This is a genomic window from Glycomyces tenuis DSM 44171, assembly GCF_000427885.1.
Taxonomy (GTDB): Bacteria; Actinomycetota; Actinomycetes; order Mycobacteriales; family Micromonosporaceae; genus Glycomyces; species Glycomyces tenuis.
In genome coordinates this window covers 45,903-61,358 of sequence record NZ_ATYW01000011.1, presented here as the reverse complement: position 1 = coordinate 61,358, position 15,456 = coordinate 45,903, and the positions used below count along the sequence as shown (strand labels likewise).

At 71.8% G+C, this 15,456-nt stretch carries 13 protein-coding genes; 7 read left to right on the top strand and 6 right to left on the bottom strand.

Annotated features, from left to right (window positions below):
• Positions 1-17 precede the first annotated feature (17 nt).
• The 3 genes from YWW_RS0114280 (at position 18) to YWW_RS30460 (ending at position 7,474) form a co-directional block, all read left to right on the top strand.
• Positions 18-770: a hypothetical protein gene (locus tag YWW_RS0114280; protein WP_211228564.1), complete on the top strand. Its 753-nt coding sequence runs from the start codon at positions 18-20 to the stop codon at positions 768-770.
• 396 nt (positions 771-1,166) lie between these two features.
• Positions 1,167-4,502: a S8 family serine peptidase gene (locus tag YWW_RS30465; RefSeq protein WP_051325818.1), complete on the top strand. Its 3,336-nt coding sequence runs from the start codon at positions 1,167-1,169 to the stop codon at positions 4,500-4,502.
• A 248-nt stretch (positions 4,503-4,750) separates the two neighbouring features.
• Positions 4,751-7,474, top strand: a complete 2,724-nt coding sequence (locus YWW_RS30460; protein ID WP_051325817.1) for a S8 family serine peptidase — start codon at positions 4,751-4,753, stop codon at positions 7,472-7,474.
• Positions 7,475-7,539: 65 nt separating this feature from the next.
• Here YWW_RS30460 and YWW_RS0114265 read toward each other — a convergent pair whose 3' ends face one another.
• Together YWW_RS0114265 and YWW_RS0114260 are read right to left on the bottom strand one after the other, a co-directional pair.
• Positions 7,540-9,132 carry an N-acyl-D-amino-acid deacylase family protein gene (locus tag YWW_RS0114265; protein ID WP_026930645.1) on the bottom strand — a complete coding sequence of 531 codons (1,593 nt, stop codon included), beginning with the start codon at positions 9,130-9,132 and terminating at the stop codon, positions 7,540-7,542.
• 28 nt (positions 9,133-9,160) lie between these two features.
• A complete protein-coding gene (locus YWW_RS0114260) occupies positions 9,161-9,568 on the bottom strand; it encodes a RidA family protein (RefSeq protein ID WP_026930644.1) in 408 nt (135 codons plus the stop codon).
• Positions 9,569-9,604: 36 nt separating this feature from the next.
• Here YWW_RS0114260 and YWW_RS0114255 point away from each other — a divergent pair, with 36 nt between their 5' ends.
• Positions 9,605-10,777, top strand: a complete 1,173-nt coding sequence (locus tag YWW_RS0114255) for an alanine racemase (RefSeq protein WP_051325816.1) — start codon at positions 9,605-9,607, stop codon at positions 10,775-10,777.
• Here the strand turns inward: YWW_RS0114255 and YWW_RS0114250 are convergent.
• Positions 10,774-11,163 (bottom strand): (deoxy)nucleoside triphosphate pyrophosphohydrolase, encoded by a 390-nt coding sequence (locus YWW_RS0114250; RefSeq protein ID WP_245595429.1) that lies wholly within the window; start codon positions 11,161-11,163, stop codon positions 10,774-10,776. The genes YWW_RS0114255 and YWW_RS0114250 overlap by 4 nt on opposite strands.
• Positions 11,164-11,610: 447 nt before the next feature.
• On the opposite strand from YWW_RS0114250, the gene YWW_RS30455 reads away from it, so the two are divergent.
• Positions 11,611-11,970 (top strand): 4a-hydroxytetrahydrobiopterin dehydratase, encoded by a 360-nt coding sequence (locus YWW_RS30455; protein ID WP_051815829.1) that lies wholly within the window; start codon positions 11,611-11,613, stop codon positions 11,968-11,970.
• Positions 11,971-11,989: 19 nt separating this feature from the next.
• Here the strand turns inward: YWW_RS30455 and YWW_RS0114240 are convergent, their stop codons facing one another.
• The 3 genes from YWW_RS0114240 to YWW_RS0114230 form a co-directional block, all read right to left on the bottom strand.
• Positions 11,990-12,703 carry a hypothetical protein gene (locus YWW_RS0114240; protein WP_026930641.1) on the bottom strand — a complete coding sequence of 238 codons (714 nt, stop codon included), beginning with the start codon at positions 12,701-12,703 and terminating at the stop codon, positions 11,990-11,992.
• Between the two features lie 102 nt (positions 12,704-12,805).
• Positions 12,806-13,879, bottom strand: a complete 1,074-nt coding sequence (ychF, locus tag YWW_RS0114235) for a redox-regulated ATPase YchF (protein WP_026930640.1) — start codon at positions 13,877-13,879, stop codon at positions 12,806-12,808.
• A gap of 47 nt (positions 13,880-13,926) precedes the next feature.
• Positions 13,927-14,337: a hypothetical protein gene (locus YWW_RS0114230; protein ID WP_026930639.1), complete on the bottom strand. Its 411-nt coding sequence runs from the start codon at positions 14,335-14,337 to the stop codon at positions 13,927-13,929.
• 85 nt (positions 14,338-14,422) lie between these two features.
• Here YWW_RS0114230 and YWW_RS0114225 point away from each other — a divergent pair, with 85 nt between their 5' ends.
• Both YWW_RS0114225 and YWW_RS0114220 read left to right on the top strand, forming a co-directional pair.
• Complete coding sequence (locus YWW_RS0114225) at positions 14,423-14,980, top strand: TetR/AcrR family transcriptional regulator (RefSeq protein ID WP_211228563.1); 558 nt, start codon at positions 14,423-14,425, stop codon at positions 14,978-14,980.
• Between the two features lie 42 nt (positions 14,981-15,022).
• Positions 15,023-15,292, top strand: a complete 270-nt coding sequence (locus YWW_RS0114220; protein WP_026930637.1) for a type II toxin-antitoxin system Phd/YefM family antitoxin — start codon at positions 15,023-15,025, stop codon at positions 15,290-15,292.
• Positions 15,293-15,456: the final 164 nt, after the last annotated feature.

Below are 15,456 nucleotides of genomic sequence, written 5' to 3'. Positions count from 1 at the left end.
GCGAGTAGGATCTGAACATGGGACTGTGGTTGACCTTGCTCGTGATCGCGATCGCGGTCATCGCCTTCGTGGTCTACTCCAACAAGCGGCGCGCCGAGCGGGAGCTGGCCGACGCCGAAGCCGAGGCCAGGCGCCTGTACGAGCGGCTCGGCGGCCAGACCATGAACCTCACCGCGCCGGGTGACAACCCCGCGGCCGGCCAGGCGCTGGCCGACGCCGGGGAGCGCTACACCGCCGCCGGCTCGCAGCTCGAGTCGGCCTCCACCATCCGCCAGTACCGGCTGGCCTGCGAGACCTCCGTCGAGGGGCTTCACTACATCCGCGCCGCGCGCGAGGCCATGGGCATGGACCCCGGCCCCGAGGTGCCCGCGCTGCCGGGCCAGCGCGGCGCCGGCTCCCTGACCGAGCCGGTGTCGGCCGAGGTCGAGGGCCGCTCCTACACCGGCTCGCCCACGCCCGACGACGAGAACCGCCACTACTACCCGGGCGGGCGCGTGGACGGTCGTCCCGTCCCGGCCGGCTGGTACAACACGCCGTGGTGGCAGCCGGCGCTCGCCGGTGTCGGCGGCGCCCTGGTCGGCATGATGGTCTTCAACGCGATGCTGGCGCCGGCCTACGCCGCCGGGGCGGTCGAGGGCGCCTCGGCCGACACCGGAGGCGACGGCGGCGGTGGTGACGGCGGCGGCGACTCCGGAGGCGACGGCGGCGACGCCGGTGGCGATTTCGGGGGCGGTGACGTCGGGGGCGACTTCGGCGGATTCGACTTCTGACGTCCCTTATGGCCTCGGCTCGGCGGCACTGCCGCCGAGCCGCTCTTTTTTGTGATGTTTGTCACATTCAATGCCCGATCGGCGATGCAAAGGTCCAATGTGTCCGCTCGGTGGAGCGAGTCCCTTTTATCCACTACGGATGGTAATGGCGCGAGCTAGGAGACGTCGATATATCGACAACCTCCTTAATATTTCGAGCGGCGTGTGCCGTTTCGATCGCGTGTCCGTTACCTCCCTTGCACCCGGACTTCCCCGCATGTGTGCAAAGTGGGGTCTTGTGCATTCTCGTGTGGACTGGCACGGTGGCTCGCGGGGGCCAACGTGTTCCCCGCCACACCCGAAGCGTCGGTGCCGGCAACCCCCGCGCCGAAGCCCCCCAACAGAACAGGAGCCGTCGTGGCACAGTCACAACGATGGCGTCACACGCTTGCGGTCGCCTCCGCGGGCGCGCTGGTATCGGCCTTCGCCGGCACCGCCGCCTGGGCCCAGCCCGCGTCCGACGTCGACGAACTGATCGAACAGAAGGTCGACGCCGACCTCCTCTCCCACCTCGACGCCGAAGGCGAAGCCGAACTCTGGCTGCGGTTCGGCGGATCCCCCGACTACCAGCCCGCCTTCGGCGCCGAGGCCAAGACGGACAAGGGAGCCGCCGCCGTCGAGGCGGCCAAGGACTTCGCCGAGGAGTCCCAGGCCGACGTGATCGCCGCCCTCGAGGAGGCCGGAGCCGACTACGAGTCCTTCTGGGCCTCCTCCACCGTCAAGGTCACCGGCGACGCCGGGCTCCTCGCCGACATCGTCGCCTTCGACGAGGTCGAGGCCGTCGTCGAGGCGCCCGAATACGAACTGGTCGAACCCGTCTCGATGGAGGCCGCGCCCGCCGCCACCGAGTGGAACCTGGAGAACGTCGAAGCCCCCGGCGTGTGGGACATGGGCTTCGACGGCACCGGCGTCGTCGTCGCGAACATCGACACCGGCGTCCAGTACGACCACCCGACCCTGGTCGAGCAGTACCGCGGCAACAACGGCGACGGCACCTTCACCCACGACTACAACTTCTACGACATCCAAGGCCTGTGCGAAGGCGAGCCGTGCGACTACGACGGCCACGGCACCCACACCATGGGCACCATGGTCGGCGACGACGGCGCGGGCAACCAGATCGGCGTCGCCCCCGGCGCCGAGTGGATCGCCGTCAACGCCTGCTGCCCCGACGCCGAGACGCTCCTGGCGGCCGGCGAGTGGATCGCCGCGCCCACCGACGCGGAGGGGAACGACCCCGACCCGTCCAAGGCGCCCGACATCGTCAACAACTCCTGGGGCACCACCGCCGCGGTCGACGACCCGTTCTACGAGGACGTCGTCGCCCTGTGGCACGCCGCCGGGATCATCCCGGTCGCCGCGCTGGGCAACAACGGCCAGCTCGGCTGCGAGAGCGCCGGCTCGCCCGGCCTCTATCCGAACGTCATCGGCGTCGGCTCCCACGACATCGACGACGTCATCAGCCCCACCTCCGCCCGCGGCCCCGGCCGCGACGGCCAGGTCAAGCCCGACCTGACCGCCCCCGGCGTGGACGTCCGCTCCGCCTACCCCGGCGGCGGCTACGCCCTCGGCGACGGCACCTCCATGGCCGCACCGCACGTGGCCGGCACCGTCGCGCTCATGCTGTCGGCCGCGCCCGCGCTCGAAGGCGACTACGACGCCGTCTACGAGCTGCTCACCTCCACGGCGATCGCCACCCCCGACGACGAGTGCGGCGGCACCGATGAGCTGAACAACGTCTACGGCCACGGCCGGCTCGACGCGCTCGAAGCGGTCCTGGCCTCGCCGATCGGCGACACCGGGACCGTCGAGGGCACCGTCACCGACGCCGCCGGAGCGCCGGTCGAGGACGCCGCGCTCGTCTTCGCCGGCGAGTTCACCCGCACCGCCACCACCGGCGCCGACGGCGCCTACAGCGTGCCGCGCCTGCCGGTGGGCACCTACGAGGCGACCGTCTCGAAGTTCGGCTACGAGACCGCCACCGGCTCGGTGACGGTGGCCGCCGACGAGACCACCGCCTTCGACCCGACGCTGACCGCGCTGCCGTCCACCACGGTCACCGGCACCGTCGTCGACGGCTCCGGGCACGGCTGGCCGCTGGCCGCGACCGTCTCGACCGCGGGCGGCGAGACCTCGGCCGCCACCGACCCGCTCACCGGCGACTTCGCGATCACCCTCCCCGAAGGCGAATGGGAGCTCCTCGTCGACGCCGAGTACCCCGGCTACCAGGAGGTCGCCGTCGACGTCGTCGCCGCGGCCGACACGCTGATCGAGGTGCCGATCGCCGAAGGATGCATCGCCCCCGGCTACGCCCTGGGCCCGATCGGCACCGGCTTCGAGTCCGAGGCGGCCCCGCCGGGCTGGTCCGTCGTCAACCGCGGCGTCGAGCCGTGGCGCTTCGACGACTTCGGCGACGAAGGAAACCAGACGCCCGGCTCGGGCGGCTTCGCGACCGCGAACTCCGACGCGCAGGGTTCGGGCGGCAAGCTCATGGACACCGACCTCATCTCGCCGGCCTTCGACCTGTCCGGCGTGGACGACCCGACGCTGACGTTCGACACCGACTACCGCCAGGGCTCCTACGAGACCAGCGCGGACGTCGCCGTCTCGACCGACGGCGGCGAGACCTGGACCGAGGCGTGGGCGTCCGACGGGGACGCCCGCGGCACCGCGATCTCGGTCGACCTGTCCGAGTGGGCCGACGCCACCGAGGCCCGCCTGAAGTTCCACTACACCGACAACGAGGACTGGGCCTGGTGGTGGCAGATCGACAACGTCCTCGTCGGCGACGCCGCCGAATGCGGCCCGATCGAGGGCGGCCTGGTGCGCGGGACGGTCGCCGACCTGTCCACCGGCGAGCCGCTCGAAGCCGCCCGCGTCACCCAGACCGCCTCGGGCTACTCGGGCGTCTCCGGCGCGGACGGCTCCTACTGGACCTTCGCCTCCGGCGCGGGCGAGTCCGAGTTCGAAGCCGTCATGGACGGCTTCGGCACCGCCGCCGAGACGGTCGAGGTCGTCCCCGACGCTGTGACCACAGCGGACTTCGCGATCGGCACCGCCGAGATCTCCGTCAGCTCCACCGCCCTGAACTCCTATGTGCAGCAAGGCAGTTCGTGGACGCACAAGCTGAAGATCACCAACTCGGGCACCGCCGACGGCACCGTCACCTTCGAGATCGGCGAGGGCGGCTTCAGCATCATGGGCTACGAGGACCCCTCGGACACCTCATGGCTGGCCGTCGGCGCCGAGTCGGTGGTCGTGCCGGCGGGCGAGACCGTGACGGTGAACGTCACGACCACCGCCGGCGAGGAGTTCGGCGTCGACCAGCCGGGCACGTACACCGCCACGCTCTCGCTGAACGTGGTGAGCCCGCACGGGCAACCGAGCGTCGACGTGTCCATGCTGGTCGTCCCGCGGCAAGAGCAGGGCGAGCTCTCCGGCACCGTCGCGAGCGCCGACTGCGAAGGCGAGGAGGCGCCGCTGGAGTCGGTGCAGGTCCAGATCCGCGAGTACGGCGGCGACACCCTGCACCTGGTGACCGATGAGGACGGCGCCTACTCGTACTGGCTCGACGACGGCACCTACACGGTGATCGTCTCGAAGGACGGGTACGCGGCCGACTTCGACATGGTCGAAGTGGAGGGCGGCACCACCAACGAGCTCGCCTTCACACTGGCGCGGCTCGACTGCTGAGCGGCGCAGGCGGCACCGGGCCCCGGCCGAACGGCCGGGGCCCGGTGCCGTGGGAGCCCGGTGCCGTATGCGGACAATTGCGGTCCAGTCGCAACCGGTGGGTACGTATGCGGCGTCTACTCATATAGGGGCCGCAAAGCCGTGCGGTCCCTGAGATCATGTCACTGGCGCCAAACCGCCATCTCAGCGACAATCCCTGACGCTTCCCGCCCCGACTGCGCGAAGCCATCCCCCTATTAGGAGACCTCTTGACCTCTTCACCGCGGCTCCGCCGCATACTCGCGTCCGCGTTCGCGGGCGCGCTCATCCCGTCCGCGGCCGCCGCGGGCGCCTGGGCCGAGGAGACCGGCTCCGACATCGGAGCGCTCCTCGAGCAGAAGACCGACACCGAAGTCCTCGAACAGATCGACCGGTCCGGCGAGGCCGAGCTGTGGCTCCGCTTCACCGGCGCACCCGACTGGAGCGACGCCCTCGCCGCCGACGAGAAGGAGGAGAAGGGCGAGGCCGCCGTCGAGGCCGCCGTCGCCTACGCCGAGGAGCGCCAGGCCGACGTCGTCGACGCGCTCGAAGCGGCGGGCGCCGAATACGAGACGTTCTGGGGCTCGGCGACCGTCAAGGTCGCCGCCGACGCCGCCCTCCTGGAGGAGCTCGTCGCGTTCGACGAGGTCGAGGCCGTCGTCGAGGCGCCCGAATACGACTACATCGAACCGGTCGCGCCCGACGGCGAGGGCAAGGCCGGCTCGCTCTGGGCCGAGGAGGCCGAGCCGAGCCAGGAGGGGCCCGCGTGGCACCTCGAGGACGTCCGCGCCCCCGAGCTGTGGGCCGAGGGCGTCGACGGCGAGGGCATCGTCGTCGCCTCGATCGACTCCGGCGTCCAGTACGACCACCCCGCGCTCGTCGAGCAGTACCGCGGCAACAACGGCGACGGGACCTTCACCCACGACTACAACTTCTTCGACGCCGCGGCCGACTGCGACGGCGACCCCTGCGACAACCTCGGCCACGGCACCCACACCATGGGCACCATGGTCGGCGACGACGGCGCGGGCAACCAGATCGGCGTCGCGCCCGGCGCGACGTGGATCTCCGCCTCCGCCGGCGCCTCCCCGACCCTGGAGACCTTCCTGTCCTCCGGGCAGTGGATCGCCGCCCCCACCGACGCGGCCGGGAACAACCCCGACCCGGCGATGGCCCCGCACGTGGTCAACAACTCCTGGGGTTTCTTCGGCGGCTACGACCCGTTCTACGCCGACGTCATCGCGCTGTGGCACGCCGCCGGGATCATCCCGGTGTTCTCCGCGGGCAACGACGGCGAGAACGGCTGCCTGACCGTCGGCAGCCCCGGCGTCTACGAGAACGTCATCGCCGTCGGCGCCACCGACTCGGACGGCGACGTCACCCCCTGGTCCTCCAAGGGACCGGGCATGGACGGCCTCGTCAAGCCCGACGTGGTCGCCCCCGGCGACGCGATCGTCTCCTCGGTCCCCGGCGACGAGTACGCCGAGATGTCGGGCACCTCGATGGCCTCACCGCACGTCGCGGGGGTCGTCGCGCTCATGATGTCGGCCTCGCCGAAGCTCGAGGGGAACTACGGGGACGTCTACGAGTACCTGACCGACAACGCCGTCGAAGTCGACGACGACTCGTGCCACGGCGACCGCGAGGCCAACAACGTCTACGGCCAGGGCCGCGTCGACGCCTACGAGGCGGCCCACGACGCCCCCGACGGCAGGTTCGGGACGCTCTCGGGCGTCGTCACCGGCGACGACGGCGAGCCGATCGCCCGCGCCGAGCTCGTGTTCGAGGGCCCGGTGGACCGCGTGGTCTTCACCGACGCGGCGGGCGCCTACGCCTTCGAGCGCATGCCGACCGGCACCTACGACGTCACCGTCTCGCGGTTTCTCTACGAGACCGTGACCGACACCGTCAGGGTCAAGCGGGACCGCGACGCGGTGCTCGACGCCGCGCTGCCCGCCGTCCCGGCCCGGACCGTGGAGGGGACCGTCGTGGACGGCTCCGGCCAGGGCTGGCCGCTGGCCGCGGCCGTCTCGACCGCGGGCGGTGAGGCGTCCGCGGCCACCGACCCGCTCACCGGCGAGTTCAGCCTCACCATCCCCGAGGAGGGGGAGTGGCCGCTCACCGTCGCCTCGCTCTACCCCGGTTACGCGGCCGAAGTGGTCGATCCCGACGACGCGGCGCAGGTGGCGCTCGCGACCGACGAGAGCTGCGCCGCCCCCGGCTACGGCTCGGAGGTCCTCGACGAGGACTTCGACTCCATGGCGATGCCGGAGGGCTGGGAGGTCGTCAACAACGGCGACGGCGAGCCGTGGGTGTTCGACGACCCCTACGGCTACGGCAACGCCACGCCCGGCTCGGGCGGCTTCGCGCAGGCCAACTCGGACGCCTCCCCGCCCGAGGCGCTGGTGGACACCGACATGATCACCGCGCCGTTCGACCTGAGCGCCGCGCCGGATCCGACGCTGCGCTTCGCGAGCCACTTCCTCGACGAGGAGATCGGCGCCGAGGCCGACCTCGCGGTCTCGGTCGACGGCGGCGTGACCTGGGAAGAGGTCTGGCGCACCGATGAGCCCGAGCGCGGCGGCGTCGAGTCCGTCGACCTGTCCGCCTGGGCCGAGGAGACCGCCGTCCAGTTGAGGTTCCACTACGTCGACCACGGCATGTGGGCCTTCTTCTGGCAGGTCGACAGCGTCGCCATCGGCTGCGAGGACCTGGACGGCGGCCTGGTGACCGGCGTCGTCACCGGCGCGGACGGCGCGCCGGTCGACGGCGCCGTCGTGGCCGACGAGGCGAGCGGCGCCGAGGCCGTCACCGGCGAGGACGGCCGGTACGTGCTGCTCGCCGACGCCGGGGCGGCCACGCTCGCGGCCTCGGCTGAGGGCCACGCCGACGCGGCCGTCGACGTCGAGGTCGCGGCCGACGCCGTCACCGGCGCCGACATCGTCCTCGGCTGAGCCTCGACGATCCCGAACAGACGGGAGGGGCCCGCGCCGCACGGCGCGGGCCCCTCCTCGGTCCGTCACCGCCCGCGGCGGCGCACCGACCTCCCGGCGAGCGCCTCGGTCCGCTCGCCGTCGTCGATCGCGACGTGCCCGTTGACGAGCACGTAGGGGATGCCGGCGGCCTGGCGGCGCGGTTCGGCGAAGGTGGAGCGCGCCTTGACCGCGTCGGGGTCGAACAGCACCAGGTCGGCGGCGGCGCCTTCGGCGACGATCCCGCGGTCGGCCAGGCCGAGCCGGGCCGCCGGGCGGCCGGTCAGGTGGGCGACGCACTCCTCGAGCGAGAACAGGCCGAGCTCGCGGCAGTAGTGGCCGAGGTAGCGCGCGAAGCCGCCCCAGGCCCGCGGGTGGATGCGGTCGCCGTGCAGGACGCCGTCGGTCGAGCCGGTGTGCGTGCGGTGGCGCATGATCAGCCGCACGTTCTCCTCGTTGCCCACGTGCATCAGGCAGCCGGTGGCGAAGTCGTCCTCGACCAGCAGGCCCAGATAGAACTCGGCGGGCTCGGCGCCCGCCGCCCGCGCCGCGTCGGCGACCGTGGCGCCGACCAGGTGCCGCAGCCGCGGCTCGGCGACCCCGGCGATCTCGATCCGCGACCAGTCGACGGGCACGCCGTTGGCGCCGTCGGTGCCGAGCTCGTCGAGCTCGCGGACGATCCTGGCGCGCACCGGCGCGTCGGCGAGGCGCTCGGCGAGCGCGCCGTAGCCGCCCGCGACCGACCAGCTCGGCAGGAGCGCGGCCAGCATCGTCATGCCCGGCAGGTACGGGTAGGTGTCCAGGCCGATGTCGAGGCCCTCGTCCAGGCCCTCGTCGACGAGCTTCAGCAGTTCCGCGCCCCGCCCGGCGTTCACCTCGTAGTTCATGGTGGCGTGCGCCAGGTGCAGGGCGCAGCCCGAGCCGCGGGCGATCGCGATCATCTCGGCGTAGCCCTCGAGCGCCCCGGCGCCGTAGCTGCGCTGGTGCGGCCCGAAGAAGCCGCCGTATCGGGCGACCACTTCGCACAGTGCGATCAGCTCGGCGGTGTCGGCGTACATGCCGGGCGTGTAGCTCAGGCCCGCCGACAGGCCCACCGCGCCCGCTTCGAGGCCGTCCGCCACGAGCGAGCGCATGGTCTCGAGCTCGGCCGCGGTGGGCGGGCGGTCGTCCCAGCCCATGGCGAGCATCCGGACGGTGCCGTGGGGGACGAGGTAGGCGGCGTTCGTCGGGGTCCCCTCGTCGATCCGGTCGAGGTACTCGCCGACCGAGCGCCAGGTGAAGTCCACGTCGTCCGGGCGGCCGTTCCAGGCGGCGATGGCCTCCCACATCTGCGGCGCGGTCGTCTCGTCGACCGGCGCGTAGCTGAGCCCGTCCTGTCCGAGCACCTCCAGGGTGCAGCCCTGGCCGAGCTTGGCGAGGTGGTCGTGGTCGGACAGGATCGCCAGCTCGGAGTGGGCGTGCATGTCGATGAAGCCGGGCGCGCACACCAGGCCGCCCGCGTCGATGCGCCGCCGCCCGTCCAGGCGGTCGCCGATGGCGGCGATGCGGCCGCCCTTGACGGCGACGTCGGCGCGGAACCGGTCGGCGCCGGTGCCGTCGACGATCTCGGCGCCGCGGATGACGAGGTCCGGCTCGGCCATGCGTGGCCCTTCGTTCGGGTGCGTTCGGTCAGGCCACGCTCGCCAGCGCGTCGATCTCCACCAGCATTTCCTCTCTGGGGAGCCCGCAGATGACGGTGGTGCGGCACGGCAACGGTATCCCCTCGCCGACGCGGGAGGCGAGGAACTCGGCGTAGGCCTCGTTCATGGCCGTGAAGTCCTCGCGGTCGGCGAGGTAGACGCGCAGCATGATCACGTCGTCGAAGCTCGCGCCTCCGGCGGTGAGGATCGCTTCGACGTTCTCGAGGGTGCGCAGCGTCTGGGCTTTGACGTTGCCGCGGTGGAGGTACTCCCCGGTGTCGGGGTCGACCGGGCCCTGCCCGGAGACCTGGAGGAGCGGGCCCTTGCGGACGCCCTGCGGGAAGGCATGGGCGGGGGCCGGTGCGGCGGCGGTGTGGATGGCGGTCTTCGCAGTCATATAGTAAAGATACATTCCTATTTGAGGGGGCGTGCGGTGGACGACTCGCGGCTGGACGAATTGCGAGGCGAGGTCCTCGACTGGCGGCACAAGGCCGTTCCCGCTGCGGCGCACGGGCTCACACTGGCGTCCTGGCTGGACTCGGAGCCCGGCCTCGGCGAGCTCGACACGCCGGTCGTGACGCTCTCGGCCGGGGCCCTCGAGCACAACCTGGCGGCGATGGCCGACTGGTGCGCCGAGCGCGGCCTCGCCCTCGCCCCGCATGGCAAGGCCACCATGGCGCCGCAGCTGTGGCGCCGCCAGCTCGAGGCCGGAGCCGTCGGCGTCACCGTCGCCAACCTGCCGCAGGCGGCGGTCGCCCGCGCCTTCGGCGTCGAGCGGGTCCTGGTCGCCAACGAGATCACCAGTCCCGCCGGGGCGGCGTGGCTGTCGGCGTGGGCCGCCGAGGGCGCGCGGGCGGCGGTGTTCGCCGACTCGGTCGAGGCGGTCGCGGTCCTGGCGGGCGGCGGCCGCGACGCGGCCGTGGAGGTGGTCGTGGAACTCGGCGCGGCCGGCGGGCGCGCCGGGGCCCGGAGCGCCGAGGAGGCCGCCGCGGTGGCCGCGGCCGTGCGCGCGGCCCCGAACCTGCGCCTGGCGGGCGTGGGCGGCTACGAGGGCGCGGTGGACGACGTCGACGGCTACCTCGCGGCGCTGGCCGAGCTGTTCGCGTCGCTCGAGTTCGAATCGGACCGGCCGGTCGTCACCGCGGGCGGCAGCGCCCACTTCGACCGCGTCGCGGCCGTCCTCGGGCCGCTGGCCGGGCGGGCGGAGGTGGTGCTGCGCTCGGGTTCGTACGTGGTCCACGACCACGGCTTCTACGCCAGGCTCACCCCGGCGGCCCGGGGCGGCGCGGGCCCGTCGTTCCTCCCGGCGCTGACCGCGCGGGCCAGGGTGCTGTCGCGGCCCGAGCCGGGGCTGGCGATCCTCGACGCCGGCAGGCGCGACGTGCCCTTCGACCAGGACCTGCCGCTGCCGCTGGGGGTCGAGGGCGCCCGGTGCTCCCAGATCAGCGACCAGCACCTGTTCGTGACCGGCGAGGTCGCCGCCCTCGGCGTCGGCGAGGTGGTGGAGCTCGGACTGTCGCATCCGTGCACGGCCTTCGACAAGTGGAACCTGATCCCGGTCGTCGACGGCGGCCGCGTCGTGGACGCGGTGCGCACCTTCTTCTAGAGCAGTTCGCGAAGGGCCGCCAGGACCGGCCGGTTGCCGGGCAGCCAGGGCACGTCGTCGAGCTCGTCGGCGGCGAGCCAGCGCAGGCCCGCGTGCTCGAGGGCCTCGGGCTCGCCGCCGCGCAGGGCGGCGCGGTAGACGCGCAGCAGGAACCGGCTGTCGCCGGTGACCAGGTCGCCGCCGACGCGTTCGCCGATCGCGATCTCGACGCCGAGCTCCTCGCGGCATTCGCGCCGCAGGGCCTCGGCCTCGCTCTCGCCCGGCTCGACCTTGCCGCCGGGGAACTCCCAGAGCCCGGCGAGCTCGGGCGGATAGGAGCGGGCGGCGGCGAGGACCTTCTCGCCCTCGCAGATCGCGGCGCCCACGACGAGCTGTGGTTGGATCACGCCGGGCAGTCTATCCCCGGTGCCGCGCGCCGCCCCGGCCGAGCCGATCGCGTCCCCCGTGCGACCGTGCGGTGGGCCGAAGGCGACAAGCGGTGCCGTTCCGGGCGGCCGTCACCCTCGGTGAGCTGTTGATATTCACAGCCGCGGTCATACGTTCGGGGGATGTTCGCTGGACTGAACAGTCAGGAATCGTCTCCGGCGGCACGAAAAGCGGCCTCTGCTGGGGCGAAAAGTCCCCGATACCCGATATGTCGTCTATGCGGCCCTGGACAGAAGCTGAGCGAAGGGGAACACTCGGTTCAGAAATGATAAAGATACGGCGACAATTCAGACACGAACGTCCCTCGCGTCGCGCAGAGCCGTATCAGCACAACCTTACTGATCGGCTGTCGCCCGGTTACGCCAGGGCCGCTCGCGCGCAGCCTGTACAGATGGCGACGGTGCCATATGGGGAGAACGGAGCAAGACGACAACGTGCTGCTGGACGCACTGAGAGAGCTCAACGGTTGGGAAGCGGACGACGGCCGTCTCGCACGGACGCTGCCGCTTGACGAATCCCAGCACGCCGCGCTCGCCGAGCAGATCAAGATCTTCGCCGACACGCTCAACGTCCGCCCGGACGTGACCAGATCCGAGCAGGCCACGCTCATCGTCCTCAGTCGGGACGGCGGCGTCAGCCTCACCGACGTGACGTTCGCCGGCCGGGTCGAGAGCGCCTACATCACCATCGCGGGCGAGCTCGCCGCCCAGGAGCACGCCGAACTCGCCAAGGGCCGCTTCGCCCGCTGGCGCCGCCGAAACCAGTGAACCCGGGCCGCCCGGCGCCTCACCAGTAGATCGAGCAGGCGGTGGCCATGAAGTCGCCCACGTCGCCGTACTCGGCGAGCGAATGCGCCGTCGATTTGACGGCCCACCACAGCCGTGGGCTGTCGGCCCAGCGCTCGCGGACCATCTCGTAGGCCGCGGGGTCGTCCGCGAGGGTCTCCGCGTCCGCCACGAACTCGTCCTCCTCGCCGCAGCGCTCCTCGTCCCGGGCCTCGAACTCGGCGATGTCTCCTGTGGAGGTGAGGGTGTAGTCGACGCCCGCCTCGCCCGAGGCTTCGACGCTGAACACTCCCCGCAGGGTGGACAAGTAGTCCTGCCCCTCGGTGCCGCCGAGCGCCAGGGCGTCTTCGGGGACGTTGACGGTCAGGAACTCGTCCTCGCCGCCGTCGAAGAAGAACCAGAGGTCGACGCCGCCCGCCGCGCCGTCGGTGGTCTCGATGATCTCGGCCTCGATGGACAGCGTGAGGTCGAGCGCGACCTCCTGGCCGGTGCTCAGGAGGGCGTCGAGCTCCGCCGTGGCGGGGTCGGTCGCGCGGAACAGCCCCATGGACTCCCGGAAGACCTCCGGCTCGGACTCGGTCGGCTCCGCCGTCGGGGAGGCCCCGTCGGCCTCCGCCGCGGTGGTCTCGGCGCCGTCCGGAGGCTCCTCGCCGGCGCAGCCGGCGAGCGCCAAGGCCGCGACGAGGGCTCCTGCGAGGGGTGTGCTGATGCGCATGGGTTTCGCCTCCGTGCATCGGGATGTGGGCATGGCCGCTCTCGACGATACGGAAGCGCCGCACGCGCACGAGCGGTGCGGTGTGCGCCGCCGACCGGCGGATCAGACGTTGAAGCGGAACTCCACCACGTCGCCGTCGGCCATGACGTAGTCCTTGCCCTCCATGCGGACCTTGCCCGCCGCGCGGGCGGCCGGCACGCTCCCGGCCTCCATGAGGTCGTCGTACGAGACGATCTCGGCCTTGATGAAGCCGCGCTGGAAGTCGGTGTGGATCTCCCCGGCCGCCTCGGGGGCCGTGGCGCCCTGCGGGATCGTCCAGGCGCGGCTCTCCTTGGGCCCGGCGGTCAGGTACGTCTGGAGGCCGAGCGTCGCGAAGCCGACGCTGGCGAGCCGGTCGAGGCCCGGCTCGGTCTGGCCGGTGGACTCGAGCAGCTCCCTCGCCTCCTCGGGCTCCAGGTCCACCAGCTCGGACTCGAACTTCGCGTCGAGGACGACCGCCTGGGCGGGCGCGACCATCTCGCGCAGCCGGGCCGCGAGCGAGGCGTCGGCGACCTGGTCCTCGTCCACGTTGAACACGTAGATGAAGGGCTTGGCGGTGAGCAGGTGCAGGTCGTAGAGCAGCTCGGTGTCGAGCCCGGCGGCGAAGACGGTCCTGCCCGAGTCGAGGACCTCGCGCGCCTCCTGGACGGCCTTCACCTTCGGCTGCTTCGACTTGTCCATGCGCGCCTCCTTCTCGAGGCGCGGCAGGACGTTGTCGACGGTCTGGAGGTCGGCGAGGATCAGCTCGGTGTTGATCGTCTCGATGTCGTCCGCGGGGGCGACCTTGCCGTCGACGTGGGTGACGTTGCCGTCCTCGAAGACGCGCACGACCTGGGCGATCGCCGAGCACTCGCGGACGTTGGACAGGAACTGGTTGCCCTTGCCGGCGCCCTCGGAGGCGCCCTTGACGAGCCCGGCGATGTCGACGAAGGTCACCGTCGCCGGGACGACCTTCTCGGAGTCGTAGATCGCCGCCAGCTTCGGCAGCCGCTCGTCGGGGACGGCCACGACGCCGACGTTGGGCTCGATCGTGGCGAACGGGTAGTTCGCCGCCAGGATGTCCGCGCGAGTCAGCGCGTTGAACAGCGTGCTCTTGCCGACGTTGGGCAGACCGACGATACCGATGCTGAGTTTCACGGGGTCCAAGCCTAGCGGGGGCGTCCCGGGCCCGGCCAGGCGCGCTCTCAGGCGGTCAGCAGGCCCACCCCCAAGGTCAGCGCCCCGGCGGCGAGGAAGGCCGCGCCGATCCACAGCAGCGCGATGAGCCCGTTCGGCTCGGTGCGGTCCCTGCCCGCCGAGGACAGGAAGAACCCGGCGGACATGAAGACCGCCGCGAAGGGGACGCCCGCGCGGGCGATCCATCCGGCGAAGCCGCTCAGACCGCTCGCGTCGGCCAGGACCAGGCAGATCAGGCCCAGGGTGACGAGCACGCCCGCGTGGGCGTGCCCGGCCCGGGCGAAGGATTGCTGGAAGTCGGTCATGGGCACCTTGCCGCCGACGATCCTGAGCAGGAAGGTGCCGCCGAATTCGACGGTGACGATCGCAAGGAGCACGATGCCGGCGATCGTGCGCGAGGAGTCGCTGAGTTCGAGCATGGCTCGGGCCTTTCGAATAGAAATTGACACTGTCAAGATACCGCCATGTCTTGACAGTGTCAAGATTTACGCTATGGTTCACTGCGTGAACGAGTCGTACCACCACGGAGATCTGCGCAGGGCCCTCATCGACGCCGCCGTCGAGGCCATAGCCGAAGGCGGGCCGAGCACGCTGAGCCTCCGGGCCGTCGCCAAGCGGGCGGGGGTCTCCCACGCGGCCCCGGCCCACCACTTCGGCGACAAGGCCGGCCTGCTGACCGCCGTGGCCGCCGAGGGCCACGACCGCTTCGCCGACGCCCTGGAGCGGGTCTGGGAGGCCACGGGGGACTTCGCCGAGGTGGGAGTGGCCTACATGCGCTTCGCGATCGACAACCGGGCCTACTTCGAGACCATGTTCCGCCCCGAGCTCCTCCACGAGGGCGACCCCGAGCTCGCGCGGGCCGAGGCCCGGTCCCGCGCGACGCTCTACCGCGGCACGGGCGGGGCCGACGCCGACGGGCACGTCTACCGCGCTTCGGCGCTCGCGGCCTGGTCGCTGGTGCACGGCTTCACCGAGCTCCTCATGGGCGGCAACTTCGGCCCCGAGGTCGCCGAGGATCCCGAAGGCGTCCTGCGCGACATCGGCTCCCGGCTCCGGCTGTAGCAATTCGTGGCATTGTCGCGACGAACGGAGTGTCATTCAGACATGCACAACACGATCACCCAGCGTGAGCTGCGAAACGAGAGCGGACGCATACTGCGGGCCGCCGAGCGGGGCGAGGTCTTCATCGTGACGAGGAACGGCACGCCGGTTGCCCGCCTGTCTCCGATCGAGTCCGAGACGCCCTTCGTCTCCGCGGAGGTCATGCGCGGCGGCGCCGCAGGGCTGCCGAAGGTGGACTTCCGGCGCTTCCGGAGGGATGTGGAGGAAGCTGTCGACGGTGAGTTCCGCGACCCGTATGAGCTCCATGGGTGATAGCGCGTTCGGACTGCTGGACACGTCCGTCGTCATCGACTACCTGGAGATCGATGACGCGCCGCTGCCCGAATACCGGGCGATCGGCGCGGTCGCACTCGCCGAGCTGCACGCCGGGCCCAATGCCGCCCGGAACGATCCGGTCGAGCAGGCCCGCCGCCGGC

What these genes read in the sequence shown, in the direction of transcription:
- YWW_RS0114220 (WP_026930637.1), top strand. Translation starts at nt 15,023, where the DNA reads ATGCACAACACGATCACCCAGCGTGAGCTGCGAAACGAGAGCGGACGC.
- YWW_RS30455 (WP_051815829.1), top strand. Translation starts at nt 11,611, where the DNA reads ATGGGGAGAACGGAGCAAGACGACAACGTGCTGCTGGACGCACTGAGA.
- YWW_RS0114280 (WP_211228564.1), top strand. Translation starts at nt 18, where the DNA reads ATGGGACTGTGGTTGACCTTGCTCGTGATCGCGATCGCGGTCATCGCC.
- YWW_RS0114230 (WP_026930639.1), bottom strand. Translation starts at nt 14,337, where the DNA reads ATGCTCGAACTCAGCGACTCCTCGCGCACGATCGCCGGCATCGTGCTC.
- YWW_RS0114240 (WP_026930641.1), bottom strand. Translation starts at nt 12,703, where the DNA reads ATGCGCATCAGCACACCCCTCGCAGGAGCCCTCGTCGCGGCCTTGGCG.
- YWW_RS0114260 (WP_026930644.1), bottom strand. Translation starts at nt 9,568, where the DNA reads ATGACTGCGAAGACCGCCATCCACACCGCCGCCGCACCGGCCCCCGCC.
- YWW_RS0114265 (WP_026930645.1), bottom strand. Translation starts at nt 9,132, where the DNA reads ATGGCCGAGCCGGACCTCGTCATCCGCGGCGCCGAGATCGTCGACGGC.